General features: G+C 70.0%; 10 protein-coding genes. 5 read left to right on the top strand and 5 right to left on the bottom strand.

What is annotated here, in order from left to right; genetic code table 11:
• Positions 1-161: 161 nt before the first annotated feature.
• The 3 genes from IW249_RS30800 to IW249_RS30790 all read right to left on the bottom strand — a co-directional run bounded on the left by IW249_RS30800 (position 162) and on the right by IW249_RS30790 (position 9,501).
• Entirely contained in the window at positions 162-6,350 is a 6,189-nt protein-coding gene (locus IW249_RS30800; protein WP_196923993.1) for a S8 family serine peptidase, read from the bottom strand.
• A 14-nt stretch (positions 6,351-6,364) separates the two neighbouring features.
• Positions 6,365-6,526: a hypothetical protein gene (locus IW249_RS30795; RefSeq protein ID WP_196923992.1), complete on the bottom strand. Its 162-nt coding sequence runs from the start codon at positions 6,524-6,526 to the stop codon at positions 6,365-6,367.
• A gap of 80 nt (positions 6,527-6,606) precedes the next feature.
• The gene (locus tag IW249_RS30790) at positions 6,607-9,501 is read right to left on the bottom strand and encodes an ATP-binding protein (RefSeq protein ID WP_307788762.1); all 2,895 of its coding nucleotides are present in this window, start codon (positions 9,499-9,501) and stop codon (positions 6,607-6,609) included.
• 390 nt (positions 9,502-9,891) lie between these two features.
• Here IW249_RS30790 and IW249_RS30785 point away from each other — a divergent pair, with 390 nt between their 5' ends.
• The 3 genes from IW249_RS30785 to IW249_RS30775 all read left to right on the top strand — a co-directional run bounded on the left by IW249_RS30785 (position 9,892) and on the right by IW249_RS30775 (position 11,413).
• Positions 9,892-10,728 (top strand): TIGR02452 family protein, encoded by an 837-nt coding sequence (locus tag IW249_RS30785; protein WP_196923990.1) that lies wholly within the window; start codon positions 9,892-9,894, stop codon positions 10,726-10,728.
• A 141-nt stretch (positions 10,729-10,869) separates the two neighbouring features.
• The gene (locus IW249_RS30780; RefSeq protein WP_231392723.1) at positions 10,870-11,049 is read left to right on the top strand and encodes a hypothetical protein; all 180 of its coding nucleotides are present in this window, start codon (positions 10,870-10,872) and stop codon (positions 11,047-11,049) included.
• 94 nt (positions 11,050-11,143) lie between these two features.
• Positions 11,144-11,413 (top strand): hypothetical protein, encoded by a 270-nt coding sequence (locus tag IW249_RS30775; RefSeq protein ID WP_196923989.1) that lies wholly within the window; start codon positions 11,144-11,146, stop codon positions 11,411-11,413.
• A gap of 74 nt (positions 11,414-11,487) precedes the next feature.
• On the opposite strand, the gene IW249_RS30770 is transcribed toward IW249_RS30775, so the two are convergent.
• Positions 11,488-12,249, bottom strand: a complete 762-nt coding sequence (locus IW249_RS30770) for a DUF5984 family protein (RefSeq protein ID WP_196923988.1) — start codon at positions 12,247-12,249, stop codon at positions 11,488-11,490.
• Between the two features lie 212 nt (positions 12,250-12,461).
• On the opposite strand from IW249_RS30770, the gene IW249_RS30765 reads away from it, so the two are divergent.
• Positions 12,462-13,547: a branched-chain amino acid aminotransferase gene (locus tag IW249_RS30765; RefSeq protein WP_196923987.1), complete on the top strand. Its 1,086-nt coding sequence runs from the start codon at positions 12,462-12,464 to the stop codon at positions 13,545-13,547.
• Positions 13,548-13,572: 25 nt separating this feature from the next.
• Here IW249_RS30765 and IW249_RS30760 read toward each other — a convergent pair whose 3' ends face one another.
• Positions 13,573-14,802 carry a PucR family transcriptional regulator gene (locus IW249_RS30760; RefSeq protein WP_196923986.1) on the bottom strand — a complete coding sequence of 410 codons (1,230 nt, stop codon included), beginning with the start codon at positions 14,800-14,802 and terminating at the stop codon, positions 13,573-13,575.
• Positions 14,803-15,057: 255 nt separating this feature from the next.
• Here IW249_RS30760 and IW249_RS30755 point away from each other — a divergent pair, with 255 nt between their 5' ends.
• A complete protein-coding gene (locus IW249_RS30755; protein ID WP_196923985.1) occupies positions 15,058-15,975 on the top strand; it encodes a dihydrodipicolinate synthase family protein in 918 nt (305 codons plus the stop codon).
• Positions 15,976-16,079: the final 104 nt, after the last annotated feature.

Below are 16,079 nucleotides of genomic sequence, written 5' to 3'. Positions count from 1 at the left end.
CGCACGGCCGCACTCCGGCGTAAGTTAACTGGACCATATCGTCCAGAGTACGCTGATGTGGCGACTGTCGGCAACCAACCGTGGGTAGTAGTGGTCAGAGCCTCCCCGGCGAAGCTTGCCGAGGAGGCTCTGACCACTGCTGGTGAAACTGGTTCTCCAGCTCAGAGGCGCGGGTCCTGCTGGACCTTCAGGGCGTTGAGGATCGGGTCGCTCTCGCCCTTGTCGCGGCGAAGCTCGATCTTCAGATCGCCACCGGCGTGCTCGACCGTGACCGCGTTCAGGTCCGCGGTCAGCGCGCCCACCTTCGCCTGCACGTCGTGGTCGTAGAGCACGACCTTGCCGTCGGCCAGGACATCGAAGGCACGCTTACCGGCCTTGACCTTCTCGATCTCGGCGAAGTCGAGGCCGATCCGGTACGTCCCGGCGGGGGCGTTCTTGAACACGTAGCTGAACGTCTGGCCGCTCCGCTGGGTGCGGAACAGCGCGTCGTCCTCGGTGCCGGCGATGTCGGCCTTGGTGGCATGCGCCTTGCCGCCGACGTAGCCCCACTGCCGCGAGCTGAGCCCCTGGTCGGGCGCCCAGAAGAAGCCGTCGGCATCGACGTACCCGGACCCGCCCACGTCGACGCCCTTCCAGTAGGCCGAGGTCGCCAGGCGGACCGGCTTGAGCTGGGTCTCGCCCTTGCCGGCGTTCGACGCCACCAGCACGTCCCCGACGAGCACGCCCGGCTCGACGCCGGCGTTGTTCGCCGTCGCCGTGACAGTGGTGGACTCGCCGGCCGCGAGCGTGACAGTGCCGGTTGCGGCCGGGCCCGTGAGGGTCAGCCAGGAAAGGTCGGCGGCTTCGTGCCCACCGTCGCTGGCGCGCTTCTGCTCGCTGACCCGCACCTCCAGCGGGGCGGAACCGCTGTTGGTCACTGTCACGTCGCCCGTCGCCGTCTGGCCCTTGTCGAGGAGCCAGTCGAAGTCACCTCCGGTGACGGTGGCGACGCCCGTGGTCAACGCCGCGTCGACCACCTCGGCCTGATCCTTCTTGGCGATGGTCACCGGCTGGCTGGCGGTGACGTAGTTCGGCGACTCGACCTGCACGGTGTTCTCGCCGACCAGCGCCTGAGCCTTCCAGCGGCCCTTGGCGTCGGCGGTGATGACCCGTTCACCGGCCGGCCCCTTGAGCGTGATGATCGCGCCCTCGATCGGCTTGCCGTCGTTTTTGTCGGTGACAGTGCCCTCGATCGTGCCGGCGGCCGGGAGGGTGTACTCCAGGCCCATGCCGGCCTTCAGGACGGGCTGGTTGAAGGAGTACTGACTCGCGGGGTTGCGGTTCAGGCTCTCCACGCCGACCGTCGCCGACGAGCCCTTGGTGAGGGGGTTGTCGCCGCCGACGCCGTCGCCGTACCCGATCTGGATCCGTCCGTCCGCGACCAGGGTGACCGAGAAGCTCACGCGAGCGGTCCGGTCACTGTAGAAGGCGATGTTGCGCCACTCGATGACCTGCGCCGCCAGCCCGTCCACCTCGGTCGTGCCGAAGTAGATGCCCGCCTCGTCGTCGACGATGAGGTCGTCCCAGAGCGGATAGATCGCGTCGATCGGGTACGACGACGGCAGTGCCGTGTTGTTGCCCAGCGTGCTGGCGCGGTCGAAGGTCAGCGTGCCGTTCGTCGTCACGCACACCCCGTCCCAGGCCGTGTCGTAGAACGGAGCCAGGAAGCTGGAGTCGAACCACAGAGGGCCGCAGAGGTCGTCGCCGTGCCACCCGGACTCCTGCGTGCCCTGGCGGTAGAGCCCGTCGGTCACCTTCATGGAGTACGAGCGACCGGCGGGGGCCACCGGCACGGGGCCCGGCTCCGGCTCCTCTGGCTGAGGCTCCGGCTCCGCCTCGTCCGCGCGCGGGTCGAGCGTCACCCGCAACGCGGCGATGGTCGGGGCCTTCAGGCCCTTCGAGCCCCGTAGCTCCACGGACAGCGGACCGCCCTCGTGCTTCACGACGGCGGTGCGCCAGTCGGCGACGTTCGGCCCCACAGCCGCGGCCGGGTCGTACGCGTAGTCGGTCAGCGTGCCGTCCACGAGGACATCGAACACCCGCTTGCCCTTGGCCACCTTCTCGATCTCGGCGAAGCCGAAATCGATCGCGTAGGTGCCCTTGGGCGCGTCCGGGAAGCGGTAGAACAACTGCTTGTCCGGAGTGGTGCGCTGCGACTGGAACAGGGCATCGTCAGTCGTGCCTTCGATTCCGGCCTTCGTGGCGGTGACCTTGGTCTTCCCCTCGTAGCCCCACGCCTTCTTACCGGCGGCCTGGTCGGCGAGCCAGGTGTAGCCGGAGGCGTCGGTGAACTTTGCGCTGCCGGCGTTGACGCCGACCTGGTACTTCGTGGTCGTGAGCGTCACCGGGACGTAGGTCTTGGACTGGCGTCCGGAGTCGGACCTCACCACGATGTTCGCGCCGAGAACCCCGGGCTTGGCGTCCTTCGAGGAGATCGAGACCTTGACTGTCGTCGACTGACCAGGGGCGAGGGTGCCGCCGGTCGAGGAGAGCGACAGCCACGGCAGGTCGGTGAGCAGGTCGTCCTCGACGTCGACAAGCACGACGTCGTCGGCGATCTGGTCCGCCGCCCACAGCGCACCGGTCGAGTCGGTTTCGAGGCCGCCGCCCTGGCCGGCCTTCTGGCCGGGGAACCACCACGCGTTCACCAGCGAGCAGTCGTCGGGGTCGACCTGCAGCAGGCGGGTGGGCCGGTTGGAGGTGAGGTCGGTGTACCAGATGGTGTCGGACGCCTGGTTGTAGGCCAGGCCCATCACCTCGGGCAGCGGCGGGGCGCAGAAGGACAGCAGCGCACCCGGGTTGTCGTGCGACGTCCCGGCGACGGTGCCGATCATGCCGTTCCGCCGGCCGCCGACGTAGAACACGTCCTCGGTCGGGTTGTAGGCGAGGCCGGTCAGTTGCAGCGTGGACCAGTCACCCTTGATCTGCCGGGTCTCCTTCCCGGTCTGCCTGTCGAAGCAGTGGATGTAGCTGGCCGGGCTGTCCTCCATCTGGCACATGTCACCGGTCTTGGTGTCGAGCGCCATGTCGAACGCCCGGTACGCCGGGTTCCACGACGCGTCGAAGACCTTCCCGGTCGGCTTGCCCGCCACCGTCCAGGCGGTGTTGGTCCGGGCGTTGTAGTCGTGGACCCAGACGTCGCCGTCGTACCCGACGCCGGACGGCTCCTTGTCCTCGATCTTGCCCGGGATGGCGATCCGGGTGATGACGTCACCGCCGGAGGTCGGACCGACCTTGCCAGCCGCCTGTGCCTCCGCGGCGGATGCCGTCGCGGCCTTGCCGTCGACGCTCGACGGCTTCATGCCGCTCGCACCGGCCTTCCACGCGGCGAGGTCGATCGTGCTGGCCGCACCCGTGCCGGTGCGCGTGGTGGCGTCGGCGGCGTCGAGTTCGGGGTGGCGGGCGGCCTCGCCAAGGTCGTACGTGAGTGGGGCGGAACCGTTGTTGGTCAGCGTCAGAGAGCCCACGCCGTTCTGGTCGGTACCCAGCAGCGCATCGAGGCCGTCGGCCTTCAGGCCGGCGGCACCCGTGGTCAGGCGCGCGTCGATCTTGGCGCTCGCGTAGAGCTTGTCCAGGGAGAAGGGGTACGCCGCGGTCGTGTAGTTCGGCGCGTCGACAGTCATCGTGTAGTCGCCGACCGGAAGCTGGCGATGCACGATGCCCGTTCCGTTGGTCGTGACGGCCTCGACGAGCCCGGACTTGTTGGTGAAGGAGACCTTGGCCCCGGCGACCGGTAGCCCGTCGTTCTGGTCGACGACTGTCGCGTCCAGGTACCCGAAGTCAGGCATGTCGTAGGTGACGATCATCCCGTCGCGCAGCACCGGGGCCTTGTCGGAGAACCGGATGCCGTCGACGCCGGCCCAGCCCTGGATGCCGGTCACGGCGTGCGCGCCGGCGGTCACCGGGTCGTCGGTCCCGACGCCGTCGCCGTACCCGAAGATCATCGTGCCCGAGCGGGTGAGCGTGGCCGAGAAGTTGACCGGCTCCGTGTATTCCGTCCGGGTCGGGTAGGCCCAGAGCTTGGCCTTGCGGTACTCGATGACGAACGCGTCCTCACCGTTGACCTTGGTGGCCGCCGTGAAGACGCCGCCGCCGGGAGCGAACTCGACGGGGGTCTCGACGTAGAAGGGGAAGATACCGGCACCGCCATAGCCGGGTCCGGTGGCGCCGTCCGGGGCGATCACGCCGCGCAGGCCGATGCCGAGGGTGTCGTGGCTGCCGTTGTAGAGCGCGATCGGGAACGGCAGCTTCACCGTCGCCCACACGCCACTGCTGAACGCGACCGGGTCGGTGCCGCGCAGGTATTCGCCGTCGGAGACGGCACAGCTGTAGCCGCCCTCGTCGACGACGAGCCCGACGGGGTACTCGCGCGACTCGTTCTGCGCGCCGACGGTCAGCGGCACTGTGGTGGGGGAGAAGCAGGCGTTGGGCTTGACGCCAAGCGTGTACCCGCCCTCGGGGACAGCGGTGATCGTGAACGCGCCGTTGGCATCCGTGCGTACCGGCTTCAGCGGCGTGTCCTTGACGGAGACGTCGGCGTTCGGGACGGGGCGCTTCTTGTCGTCGACGACCCTGCCGCTGATGTCGTGCTTCACGGCGGCCGTGAGCGGCAGCTTGACGGAGGTGTCCTGGCCGAGGGTGATCGTGACGTTGGCGCTTGAGGTCAGGTAGCCGAAGACCTTGGTGCTGAGCTGGTAGTCACCGACCGGGAGGTTCGTGGTGAACCGGCCGTCCTTGTCGGTTCCGATCGACCGGCTGAACGGCCCGCTGATCGTCACCTCGGCAGCGGGGACCGGGGCGCCGTCGGCGGTGACGACACCGGTGAGGGTGCCGCCCTTGCGGGGTGCCAGCTCGAGCAGGCGGACGAGGTCGAGCCGGCCCTCGCCGTACTTGTTGTTGACCTCGGCGGTGCCGCCGCACTCGGTGTCGTCGACGTCGACGGCCGACTCGCCGAGCAGGCGGCGGGTTTCCTCGACCTGCCCGATGAGGGTCGGGTCGTAGCTCCACAGCGCCGCGACCGCGCCGGCGACGTGGGGTGCCGCCATCGAGGTGCCGGACATCTCGACGTAGCTGCCGCCCGGGTAGGACGAACGGACGCCGTCGCCCGGAGCGGAGATCTCGGGCTTGATCCGGCCACCTTCACCCTCGCCCTTGCGGGAGAACAACGCGAGCGTGCCGTCCGGCCGGTACGCGCCGACGGAGTAGGCGCTCTCGGCGGAGCCGGGCGAGGAGACGGTGTCGCAGGCCGCGTACGGCGTGGTGTTGCCCGACGACCAGACGCTGAAGATGCCCGCGGCACTCCAGGCCTCGTCGATGGCCTGGAAGAAGTCGTCGAAGTTGTGCTCGACGTTCTGGCCCCACGAGTTGTTGATGACGTGGGGGCGCTTGGACGGGTCGGGGTTGTTCCCCTGGACGTCGGTCGGGGCGAGCAGCCACCAGCCGGATCGCAGCAGCGACTCGACGCCGGTGCTCTCACAGCAGCCGTTCGTCGCGATCCACTGCGCGTCCGGGGCGACGCCGACGTGGTTGGTGCCGTCGTCGCCGACCATGGTGCCCATGGTGTGCGTGCCGTGTCCGTTGTCGTCGCACGGTGCGCCCGTGCAGGTGCCCCGGGTGCCCATCCAGTTGTAGTTGTGGTCGACGGTGCCGTCGGGCTTCGTGCCGCGGTACTGGTGCGCCAGGGCCGGGTGGTCGAACTGGACGCCCGAGTCGAGGTTGGACACGGTGATGCCCGCGCCGGTGGCGCCCATGGCCCATGCCTGCGGGGCGTGGATGGCGTCCAGACCCCACGAGACGGTGCCTGCCTCGGCGGTGGCCTTCGGGGCGGCGGGGCGGGCCGCCTGGTCAGTGGGAACCTTCTCGTCGACGGGCTCGACCAGCGCGACCTGCGGCGTCGCGTGGATCTCGGCGACCTGCACCTTCGTGGCCACGTCGAGGGCGAGCTTCTCGGTGCCCCCCTTGACGAGCACGGCGTTGGCGATCGGGTAGGAGGTGTACTTGACGCCCGCCCGGTCGAGGTCGCTGGAGACCGATGCCAGGGAGTCCTTCGCCGCCGCGGTCAGCGCGTCGTAGACGAACTGACCACGAGCCGTCCAGTCGGCGAGCTTCTTCGCTGGCCCGAGGTCGGCTCTGGTCTCGAAGGTGATCCAGAAGTCGGAAGCCGGAGACGTACGGAAGCGGTCCTTCAGGGGCGACGCGATCTTCTTGGCGGCCGAGCCGGGATCCGGCTCAGCGGCGGACGCCGGTGGTGCCTGGATCAGGCTCAGGCCGACCGCTGCGGCAAGCGTTGCCGCGAGGGCTTTGAGTCTCATGAGAATCCTTCGACCTACAGGGGTTGGTAGGGGTCGTGGTTCTTGTGGTCGTCGGCACCGTCGGCGTCGTGGGCGTCGGAGGCGTCGCGGGCGCTGTCGTGCGACTCGCGGGACAGCTCGAGAGGTGGCTGGTGCTCGATGACGGAGTCGTCACGCGAGACAGGTCGCTCAGGCATGCATTGCCCGATGGCTATGAATCATGGAGTCATGCTCGGCGCGAAGGGTGACCGTTGCTATCCAGCGGATACGTCAATTTTCACGACGCGTCGTCGAGGGAGTCCTCTTCGGCGAACACTCCGGCCTCCACTGCTTTGACCGCGAGCGCGGTCCGGGAGCTCACCTTCAGCTTGCGCATCGCCGCACGCAGCTGCTGATCCACTGTGGCCGGCGACTTGGCCAGGATCCGGCTGATCTCCCGGTTCGTCTTTCCGGCGACGACCAGTTGGACCACGTCGAGTTCGCGAGGTGAGAGCTGGTCGCCGTACCCGCGTCGGCCGCCGCGCCACAGTCGCGGGACCTCGGCGCCGTGTTCACGCAGCCGCTGCGCGACCCGGTCCGCGTCGCCGCGGGCGCCAAGCCTGAACAGCTGCTCGTACTGTGCGGCCAGCAGCTCTCGGCCCTGGTCGACCCGGCCTTGCGCGATGAGCGCCTCGGCCTGACGTTCACGGGCGAGCAGAGCATCGTAGGGGCGCGGCAACGCGCTCCAGGCGCGCGCCGCCCGATCGAATGCCGTCGCCGCGCGGGCGTGGTCTCCGACGGCCGCGAGCAGCAGGGCACGGCACACGGTGAGCGCCGCGCGAGGCGCAGGCGCCGTACGGCCACGCAGCCCTCTGCCGAACTGGTCGCCCAGGCGTGTCGCGGCCTTCAGGTCGCCCGCGGCGAGGTGCGCCTCGATCCGGGCCGGAACGAGGTCCGTCGCCCAGACCCAGATGCCCTTTCTCCGGACGGTGTCCATCGGCTCGTCCGTGATCTGCAGCGCCCGACCGCTGTTGCCGTCGGTCAGCCACAGCCTGGCCAGCGCAGCGGCGGCCTCCATCGTGTCGTCGGCTGCGCCGAGACGGGCAGACTCCTCGAGGACCAACCGGAACTGCTCCTCCGCGGCGCGCCGCCGTCCGGCTGCGGCTGCCAGCCGGGCAGCCAGGCGAATGCTGCCGAGGTAGTGCGCCGGCCGGTCTCGGTCGGCATCGGCGAGTGCCGCGCTCCGCTCCGCGAGGCCCTCCCACCGACCGGTGAGCCACGCCAGATTGGCCTGTTCGAGTCGGACGTTGTGGTGCAACCGGGACGCCTGCTCGGCCTCGGCGAGGCGCATCGCCACGGCGAGGTGTTCCTCCGCGTCGGCGTACCGGCCCCAGATCAGTGCGCCGGTCCCGATATTCGCGTGGATGCGGGCCACGTCGAGACGCTCCGCCGCGGTCGCGCCGTCGGTGGGCAGCTCAGCGACGACGTCCCAGGCCTCCTCCTCACCGAGCATGAGCAACGCCGCGGCCCGGTTGCCGGCCAGATTGAGCCGCTCGGCGGGGGAATCGAATCCGGCGGTGAGGTCGGCGGCGCGATCCAGCCAACGCCGATGGGTCGACGCCGGCCACGGCCCCGCATAGGCCCAGCCGAGATAGGTCATCGCCCGAGCCGCCTCGACCGGGTCATGGTCGAGGTTGGCCACCGCCTGCTCCAACTCGCTGAGTGCTGCCTGCGCCTCACCCCCGGTGATCAGGAGCCGACCGAGAGGGTTGCGGATCTCGGCCTGCTGACGGGCGGAGAGACCGGGGGTCTCCAGCACCGAGCGCAGGGTACGGATCACGCGGTGGTAGACCTCGTCGACCTGTTCCCGACGGCCCAGGGCGGCAACTCCGGCGATGCGCGCGACCCGTGCCCGGTCCACCGGCGGCAGCACTGCCCACGACATCAGATCGACCAGCAGGTCGACCGCCTTGGTGTGGTCACCCGAAGCCATGGCCAGCTCGGCGCTCTGCTCGGCGTACCGCGCCCAGGACTGCGTATCGCCGGCCTCGCGGAAGTGGCGGGCAAGACGTGCCACCGGCGGTGGATGGCTGTGCTCCAGGGCCCGGCCGGCCAGCAGGTGGAAGTGTCTGCGGTCGGTCAACGGAATCGCCTCGTAGACGGCCGTGGCCGCCAGCACGTGCCGGAACCGCCACCGGTCGCGGTCGTCTCCGTCCAGGACACCGGCGGTGGCCGCCTCCGCGACAGCGCCTCGGCAGGCAGCTGGTGACAGACCGGCGGTCATCGCGATCGTGGCCACCGACGACCGCTGAGCCAACGTCGCCGCGGCTCGCAACACCTGCTGTGCGATCGGCGACAGGCGGCCCACCCGCTCCCGGGTGGAGTCGCGCACCGTCGGCGGCACCTGTAGCTCGCGCAGCTTCAGCCGAACCCACTGTCCGTCGCGGAAGACGAGGTCGGCGCGGTCGCACATGAGGCGGACCGACTCCTCCACGGCCAGCGGAACGCCACCGGTCCGCTCGTGCATGAACGTCGTGAACTCCTGTGAGATCGCGTTGCCGTCCAGCATCGAGGACACCAGCGCTGCCGTGTCGTCGGGTCGCATGGGCGCCAGGGCGATCCTCAGCTGGGTCACGCCGGCAGGCAACCGGGACGTCAGCCGCAGCAACAGCGACCCGTCGTCCACCTCCTCCGGCCGATAGGAGACCACGAGGCTGGGCCCGTGCGCCTGCTGTCGGGAGGTGACGAACAGCAGGAACTCCAGGGTCACCTCGTCGGCCCAGTGAGCGTCCTCGAGCACGAGAACGTCGACACGCAGAGCCCGAAGCAGCTCGTCCAGGGCGCGGAACAGGCGATGCCGGGCCGCCTTCGCATCGTCCAGCGGCGGCAACGCGGGTGGCAGGTCCGAGGACCACTCCGGGAACAGGGGCCGTAACGCACCCGCGAGCTCGGTGAGCCGCAATCGCGACACCGGGCGGTCGATCCCACGGAACGCGTCGACGATCGGCCCCAACGTCAGCGACTCGCGAAGCGGTGGGCACACCGACACCAGGGCGGTGCGCTGGTCCGGTGCGGCCAGCCACTCCCGCAGCAGGCGGCTCTTCCCGATCCCCGCCTCGCCCTCGACCAGCACGATCGCCGGTGGCCGGGCCAGGGCGCCCCGAAGCGCCGCCATCTCCCGGTCACGACCCACGAAGTGCGGCGTGGAAACGGTTGGTGAAGTCCGGTCGTCCTCAGGCGAGGGGTCGAGCATGCGTGATGATCTCGCTTTTCGCTGCTCGGACACAAGTACCCTCACGTGACCCGCGTCGCGGGATGCTCATGCAAGGGCTCTGCGCGACGCCACCGCCACCACACTCGGTACCGACCGGGATGCACTGGTCCAACGCCTCGACCGCGCCGGCTTCGGTCACCTGCTCCGCCCCGACATCATCGACGCCAGCCGCAGGCGTGCCCGAGAACTGCGCAGCCATAACGATCTTCTCAGGTGACGGAGAGCACCAACCCGGTTGTCGGTCGGGGCGGGACTGCCTAGCGTGCTCATCGTGGAGCACGAGGGTCGTAACGCAGACGAGTACGTCCGATGAGCGGTCGTCTTCGCGAGATCGCCCGGCAGACGGTCGCCATCGCTGATTCGGGTCGCTATCGCAATGGCGCCGGTGACGAGGTCGGCATCGGCGAGATGGTCCGTGCCGCAGTCGCCGGCACGCATCTCCACCTGCCAGACGAGGAACCCGGGGCGGACAACGCGGAGCCCGGCGAAGGCAGGGTGGAGGTGACGAACGAGTCGACGTTGCAGGCAGCCCGTCGACTGGCGCCCGGAGCGGCCTGCCTGGTGTTCGCCTCGGCAAAGAACCCGGGTGGGGGATTCTTGGGCGGGGCGAAGGCGCAGGAGGAAAGCGTCGCCCGCTCCTCGGCGCTGTACCCGTGTCTCCTTGCCGCCCCGGAGTTCTATGCGTTCCACCGTGAACAGCGGGACCTGCGGTACAGCGACCGCGTCATCTTCTCCCCGGACGTGCCGGTGTTCCGGGACGACAAGGGCAATCTGCTCGACCAGCCGTACACGACGTCGTTCCTGACCGCTGCGGCGCCGAACCTGGGCGCGATCCTCCGCAACCAGCCCGAACACGTTGCGGACGTACCGGCGGTGCTGGCCCGGCGTGCCCGCCGCGTGCTGGAGGTCGCGGCCGCGCACGGACAGCGGACGTTGGTGTTGGGCGCGTGGGGATGCGGCGTGTTCCGCAACGATCCCGCTACGGTCGCCGAGACCTTCGCCGACGCGCTGCGGGAGGTCGATCGCTTCGACCACGTGGTGTTCGCCATCCGCGACAACCTGCCGGGAACACCGGTGTACCGCACGTTCGCGGAACACTTCCCGGGAACCGCCGCGGACCCGGCGGTGGACAGCGAGCGCGGGTGAGCGGCGCAATTCTCACCGGATGACGGAGCGCGCCGTCAGTTAGCGGAGGTCCACCACGTATGTCCATGCCCTCGTCGCGAGATGAAGCTGTACAGCAGCAACCGTTGACCTTCGATGTGACGCTCGCCCGGATCAACGAAGGTGTGCAACTCCATCATCATCAGGGCCAGCCTGCGGCTGCCCGCGACCTGTTCACGCGGATTTGCCCGCGAATACCTCCACCGTGCACAGGCGGGCATCGGCGCGCTCGGCGACGACCAGTACGGCCAGCTGATCAAGGGCGGCCTGGATCGGCTGACTCAGCAGCTGACCCCCAGGTAGACCGGAGCCCGCGTTAGGGGCGAGAAGAAGAGGGCGGGGTGACATACGGGATATCCGGGGAGCGGGCGGCCGGCGGTACGCGGACAATGGGGGAATGAAGCGAGAGGTACGCCTGATGCGGTTGACCGGGGCGCGCGCCAACGGCGCGGTGGCGACGGGAGCGGCGGCGACGGGCGCGCGGGCTGCGGGGGCGGCCTCGTTCGGCGCGCTCGCCGTGGGGGCAGTGGCCGTCGGGGCTGTGGCAGTCGGGGCGCTGGCCATCGGGCGGCTGGCGATCCGCCGGGCGGTCGTGCGGGAGCTGCGCGTCGGTCGGTTGGAGATCGACGAGTTGGTGGTGCACAGCCGACCCACCGCTGAGGGATAACCGCCCCGCCTGTGGGCGAGGTGCGGGCAGAGGCGCGACATGAGCCTGCCGGGCATCAGCGACTGCGCGCTGCGCTAGGACGCCGGTGGCCACGAGGCAAGCTCAGCGGCACCGAGACGTATCTTCGTCCAATCGACATCGCGACGTGAAGCCAGACGCTGCTGGAGCCAGTCGCTGCGCTGCGCGTGCTCCACCCGCAGCTGCTGGAGATCCAGATCCACGTCTGAAGGCGGCCCGCTGTGCTCCAGGCCAGCGACTCGAACCTCCATCGCCGCAACGAGCCGCCGATCGAAGTCGTCAATCGCTGCGAGGACCTCTGCGGCCGGCATGGTGACGTCCAGCCGATCGGGACCCTCGAACGCACCCCGCGTCCAGGGCGGAATCTGCTGGCTCAGCGTCACCACGTCCGAGCCGTCAACGGCATGCCGCCAGCACTTCAGGTCTGGCGCGTTCCTCAGGTAACCCAGGTCGAGGGCGTAGTCGCTCTGAATGTCGAACGCGGCGTCCACGTCGTCGCCGTAGTCGTCTCGGTCGGGGAACTCCCGTGGCAGAAACGTCCCATCGACAAACGGAATCAAATCCTCCGGTACCGGCGCTTGCAGCGCCCAGCGCAGGACGATCAGGTCTTCCCACAGCCGCGCGACGTAATAGTCGGGGTATGGCCGCTCAAGGTTCCAGACGCCGACAGCCGCGTCGGTGTAGCGCAGGAACTCGCCGTCCTGGACCCTTATCCAGTACCAACCGCTGGTCAACCCGAACCAATGCAGGCTCGGGCGGTCGCCTCCCCAAGGCGGCATCTCGGTCAGGGGTCGAAGCTCAAACTCGAAGCGGACCACCGATCACCTCAAGCTCGGTCGACACGGGCACGTCGGCGATCCGCTCGTCAGCCCGGCTTCCGGCCGCACCGTCCCTCGGGGTCGCCGCAGTCTGTCCACGATCGGCGACACTACTGTCGGTATTCTGCACCTGTCATCCGACAAACTCCCCTGCGTGTTCGTCCTCGGTTGACCTGAGCGCCCAGGGATGCGGCCATTGAGAGGACCCGGCCATGCGCCTGTCGTTCCCGTTGCACCAGAATCCGAGCCCGGCGAGCGCGGAGCGGCGAGCCGAGATCATGGCGAATCCGGGGTTCGGCACGTACTTCACCGACCACATGGCACGGGCCGTGTGGAAGCCGGACGGCGGCTGGCAGGATTCCGAGATCATCCCCTTCGGGCCGATCCTCATGCACCCGGCGGCGGCCGTGCTGCACTACGCCCAGGAGATCTTCGAGGGGATGAAGGCGTACCGGCACCGTGACGGGTCGATCTGGTCCTTCCGGCCGGAAGCCAACGGCGAGCGCTTCGCCCGGTCCGCCCGGCGGCTGGCGCTGCCCGAACTGCCGGTGCCGGACTTCATGGCCTCGGTCGAGGGCCTGGTCCGCGCCGATCAGGCCTGGGTGCCCGAAGAGGATGAACACAGCGTCTATCTGCGGCCGTTCATGTTCGCGTCCGAGCCGTTCCTGGGCGTTCGCCCGGCGAAGGAGATCACCTACATGGTGATCGCATGCCCGGTCGGGGCGTACTTCTCCGGTGGTGTCAAACCGGTCTCCATCTGGCTCTCCACTGAGTACACCCGGGCGGCGCGGGGCGGCACTGGCGAGGCGAAGTGCGGCGGCAACTACGCCTCCAGCCTGGCGCCGATGGTCGAGGCCGCCGAGCACGGCTGTGAGCAGGTCTGTTTCCTGGACGCCGCCGAGGGCCGCTACGTGGAGGAGCTCGGCGGCATGAACGTCTACTTCATCACGGCTGACGGCCGGATCATCACCCCGGAACTCGGCACGATCCTTGAAGGTGTCACCCGGGGGTCGATCCTCATCCTTGCCAAGGATCTGGGTCTGGAGGTCGAGGAACGCCCGGTGGAGATCCGGGAATGGCAGGAGGGCGTGGCGTCCGGCGCGATCACCGAGGTGTTCGCGTGTGGCACCGGCGCGGTGGTCACCCCGGTCGGTCGCCTGGTCTGGGAGGGCGGCGAGGTGACGGCCCCGAAGGCCGGCGCCGAGGACTCGGTGACCATGCGGCTGCGCCGCCATCTGCTCGACATCCAGTACGGCCGTGCCGCCGACCCGTACGGCTGGATGACCCGCCTCGTGTGACGAGGAGCGTTCCAGCCGCGCGTCGTCACGGCGTGCGGTAGTCGCCGCTGAGCCGACCGAGCTTCATGGCCAGGTGCAGACACAGCCGCTCGTTGCCGTCCTTGAGGTCGGTCCCGGCGAGCTGCTCCACCCGTTGCAGCCGGTAGTAGAGGGTCGTCCGGTGCAACCGGAGCTTCTCGGCGGTGGCGTGTGCGTTGCCCGCCAGGTCGAGGTAGGCCTCCAGGGTCTCCAGCAGCACCTGGTGGGCGTCGTCGCGCAGCAGCCGCTCCAGCCCGGGATGGACGCCCGCGACGTCGAGGTGCTGGCTGTCCAGTTGGGACAGAACCCGGTAGATGCCCAGGCCCGCCCAGGAGACGACCTGGCCCAGCGCGGGCAGTTGGGTACCGACCCGGGCGGCCTGCGCGGCCTCCTGGTAGGACTCGACCGCGCTGGACAGCCCGGCGCGGGGCTGCCCGATCCCGGTAACCGTCCGATCCACCGACGCCAGACCGCGGGTCGCGGTGCCCAGCGCCTCGTTGAGGTGCCCGGCGGAGGCTTCCGGCGAGGGTCGGCCGGCGATCCGGTCGCCGCAGACCAGCAGCACCCCGTGGTCGTGCCAGACCAGGTGCAGTGTCTCCCGTACTCCGATCCACCGACGGGTGGTGACCAGGGCCTGTTCCAGGGCGATCCGGGCCACCTCGTCGGGCTGTCGCCCGCCGGCCGGCACGAGCTGGGCGACGAGCGCGACGGTCGACCCGTCGGCGACCACGACGCCCTCCTCCAGCAGCGCCCGCGCCGCGTGCTCGCGTGCCTGCCTGCTCTCCACCAGTAGGGTGCGGGTGGCCTCGGTCTCCCGCTGGGAGGCGAGCTCGCCGAGCAGGTTCTCCCGGTACAGCGCCAGCGACAGGTCGGTGAAGGGACCGGTCGCGGTGGCGATGTCGGCGTCGGTCATCGAACCGTCCGCGTCGATGAACCAGACGAATCCGAGCAGCAGGTCGTCGTGTCGGATCGGCACGCAGACCCTTGCCAGCAGGTCCAGCTCGGCGCACGCGGGGGTGCGGACCGGCGCGTGGGCGGTGAGCACGCCCATGCCCCGGAACCAGGCGATCACCTCCGGCGTCGTCTGCCTGCGCAGGATCGACGTGCGGCGGACGTCGTCCATCGGGCCGTCGTGCTCGCTGTAGGCGACCACCCGCTGTCGCCGGTCCTCGATGAGGGCGGGTCGCCCCACCCGGGCGGCGACGGCGTCGACGATTCGCTGGAGCTCACCGTGCATGTAACTCCCAAGGTTGCGCTGCGTGACAGGGATCGCGCGACCGCCAGTCCTTACCCTCCGGTGCGGGTGGGTCGTCGCGCAAGGTCCACTGTCGAAGTCGCGACAAAAAGACGGGCGGCGACGCGGTGGTTCCGGCATCTGTCCGAAGACCGGGGGCGACAGACGTTTCTAGGGTTCCGGTACGGACCGCACCAGCGCCGCCGCGCACGGCGCGGGTCTGATGACGGGCGGTGCCGGCGGGGAGGGGATTTCGGAGTGGGAACTGGTCGGCCCTGGCGGGGCGTACTGGTCGCCGTCACCACGCCGTTTCGCGCCGACCTGTCGGTCGACTTCGACAAGCTCCAGGAACACGTCCGTTGGCTCGCCGCCGAGGGGTGCCACGGGGTCGCGCCGTGCGCGTCGTTGGGGGAGTACCGGGCCCTCTCCGACGACGAGCGGGCCGCCGTGGTGAGGGCGACGGTGCAGGCCGCGCCGCCCGGCTGCGCGGTGGTGCCCGGCGTCGGCGGCTACGGCAGCAGGCAGGCCCGCCGCTGGGCGGAGCAGGCCGCCGAGGCCGGCGCCCACGGCGTGCTCGCGCGGCCACCCGACGGGCCCGCAGCCCGCGCCGCCGACGTGGTCGCCCACTACCGGGAGGTGGCGGCGGTCGGCCTGCCGGTGGTCGCCCACAACGACCCGTACGACACCCGGCTGGACCTCACGCCGGACCTGTTGGCGACCGTCGCCGAGATCGACGGGATCGTCGCGGTCAAGGAGGTCACCGGCGACGTCCGCAGGTTGCACCGCCTGCGGGACCTCTGCCCGCACGTCGACGTGCTGGTCGGCGCCGACGACGTGGTGCTCGAACTGGTGCTGTGCGGCGCCACCGGATGGGTGGCCACCCTGCCCAACGCCCTGCCCCGCCAGGCCGTGCGCCTGTACGAGCTGTGCGTCGCCCGCGACCTGGGCCGGGCGCTGCCGCTCTACGCCGAGCTGCACCCGATCCTCGGCTGGGCCTCCCGGCCGGAGGCCGTGCAGGCCGTCAAGCTCGCCATGGAGTGCGCGGGGCGGTTCGGCGGGCGGTGCCGCCCACCGCGCGGACCCCTGTCCGGGGCTGCCGCCGATCGGGTGCGCCGGGACGTGCTGCGGGCCCTCGCGGCCACTGTCGATCCGGCTTCCGGGGCCGGTCCTGGCTGATCCGCCGGTGGGCACCGGTCCTTCAGGTGTCGGAAGTCGCCGGCCCACCTGCCGACATCTGCACGGTGACCGGCACTGGCCCGTACTCCTAGATTCGCTGCGCG

It is taken from the genome of Micromonospora vinacea (genome assembly GCF_015751785.1).
Lineage (GTDB): Bacteria > Actinomycetota > Actinomycetes > Mycobacteriales > Micromonosporaceae > Micromonospora > Micromonospora vinacea.
The sequence above is the reverse complement of the archived record's forward strand: the minus strand, read 5'-3'. Positions and strand labels throughout refer to the sequence as shown.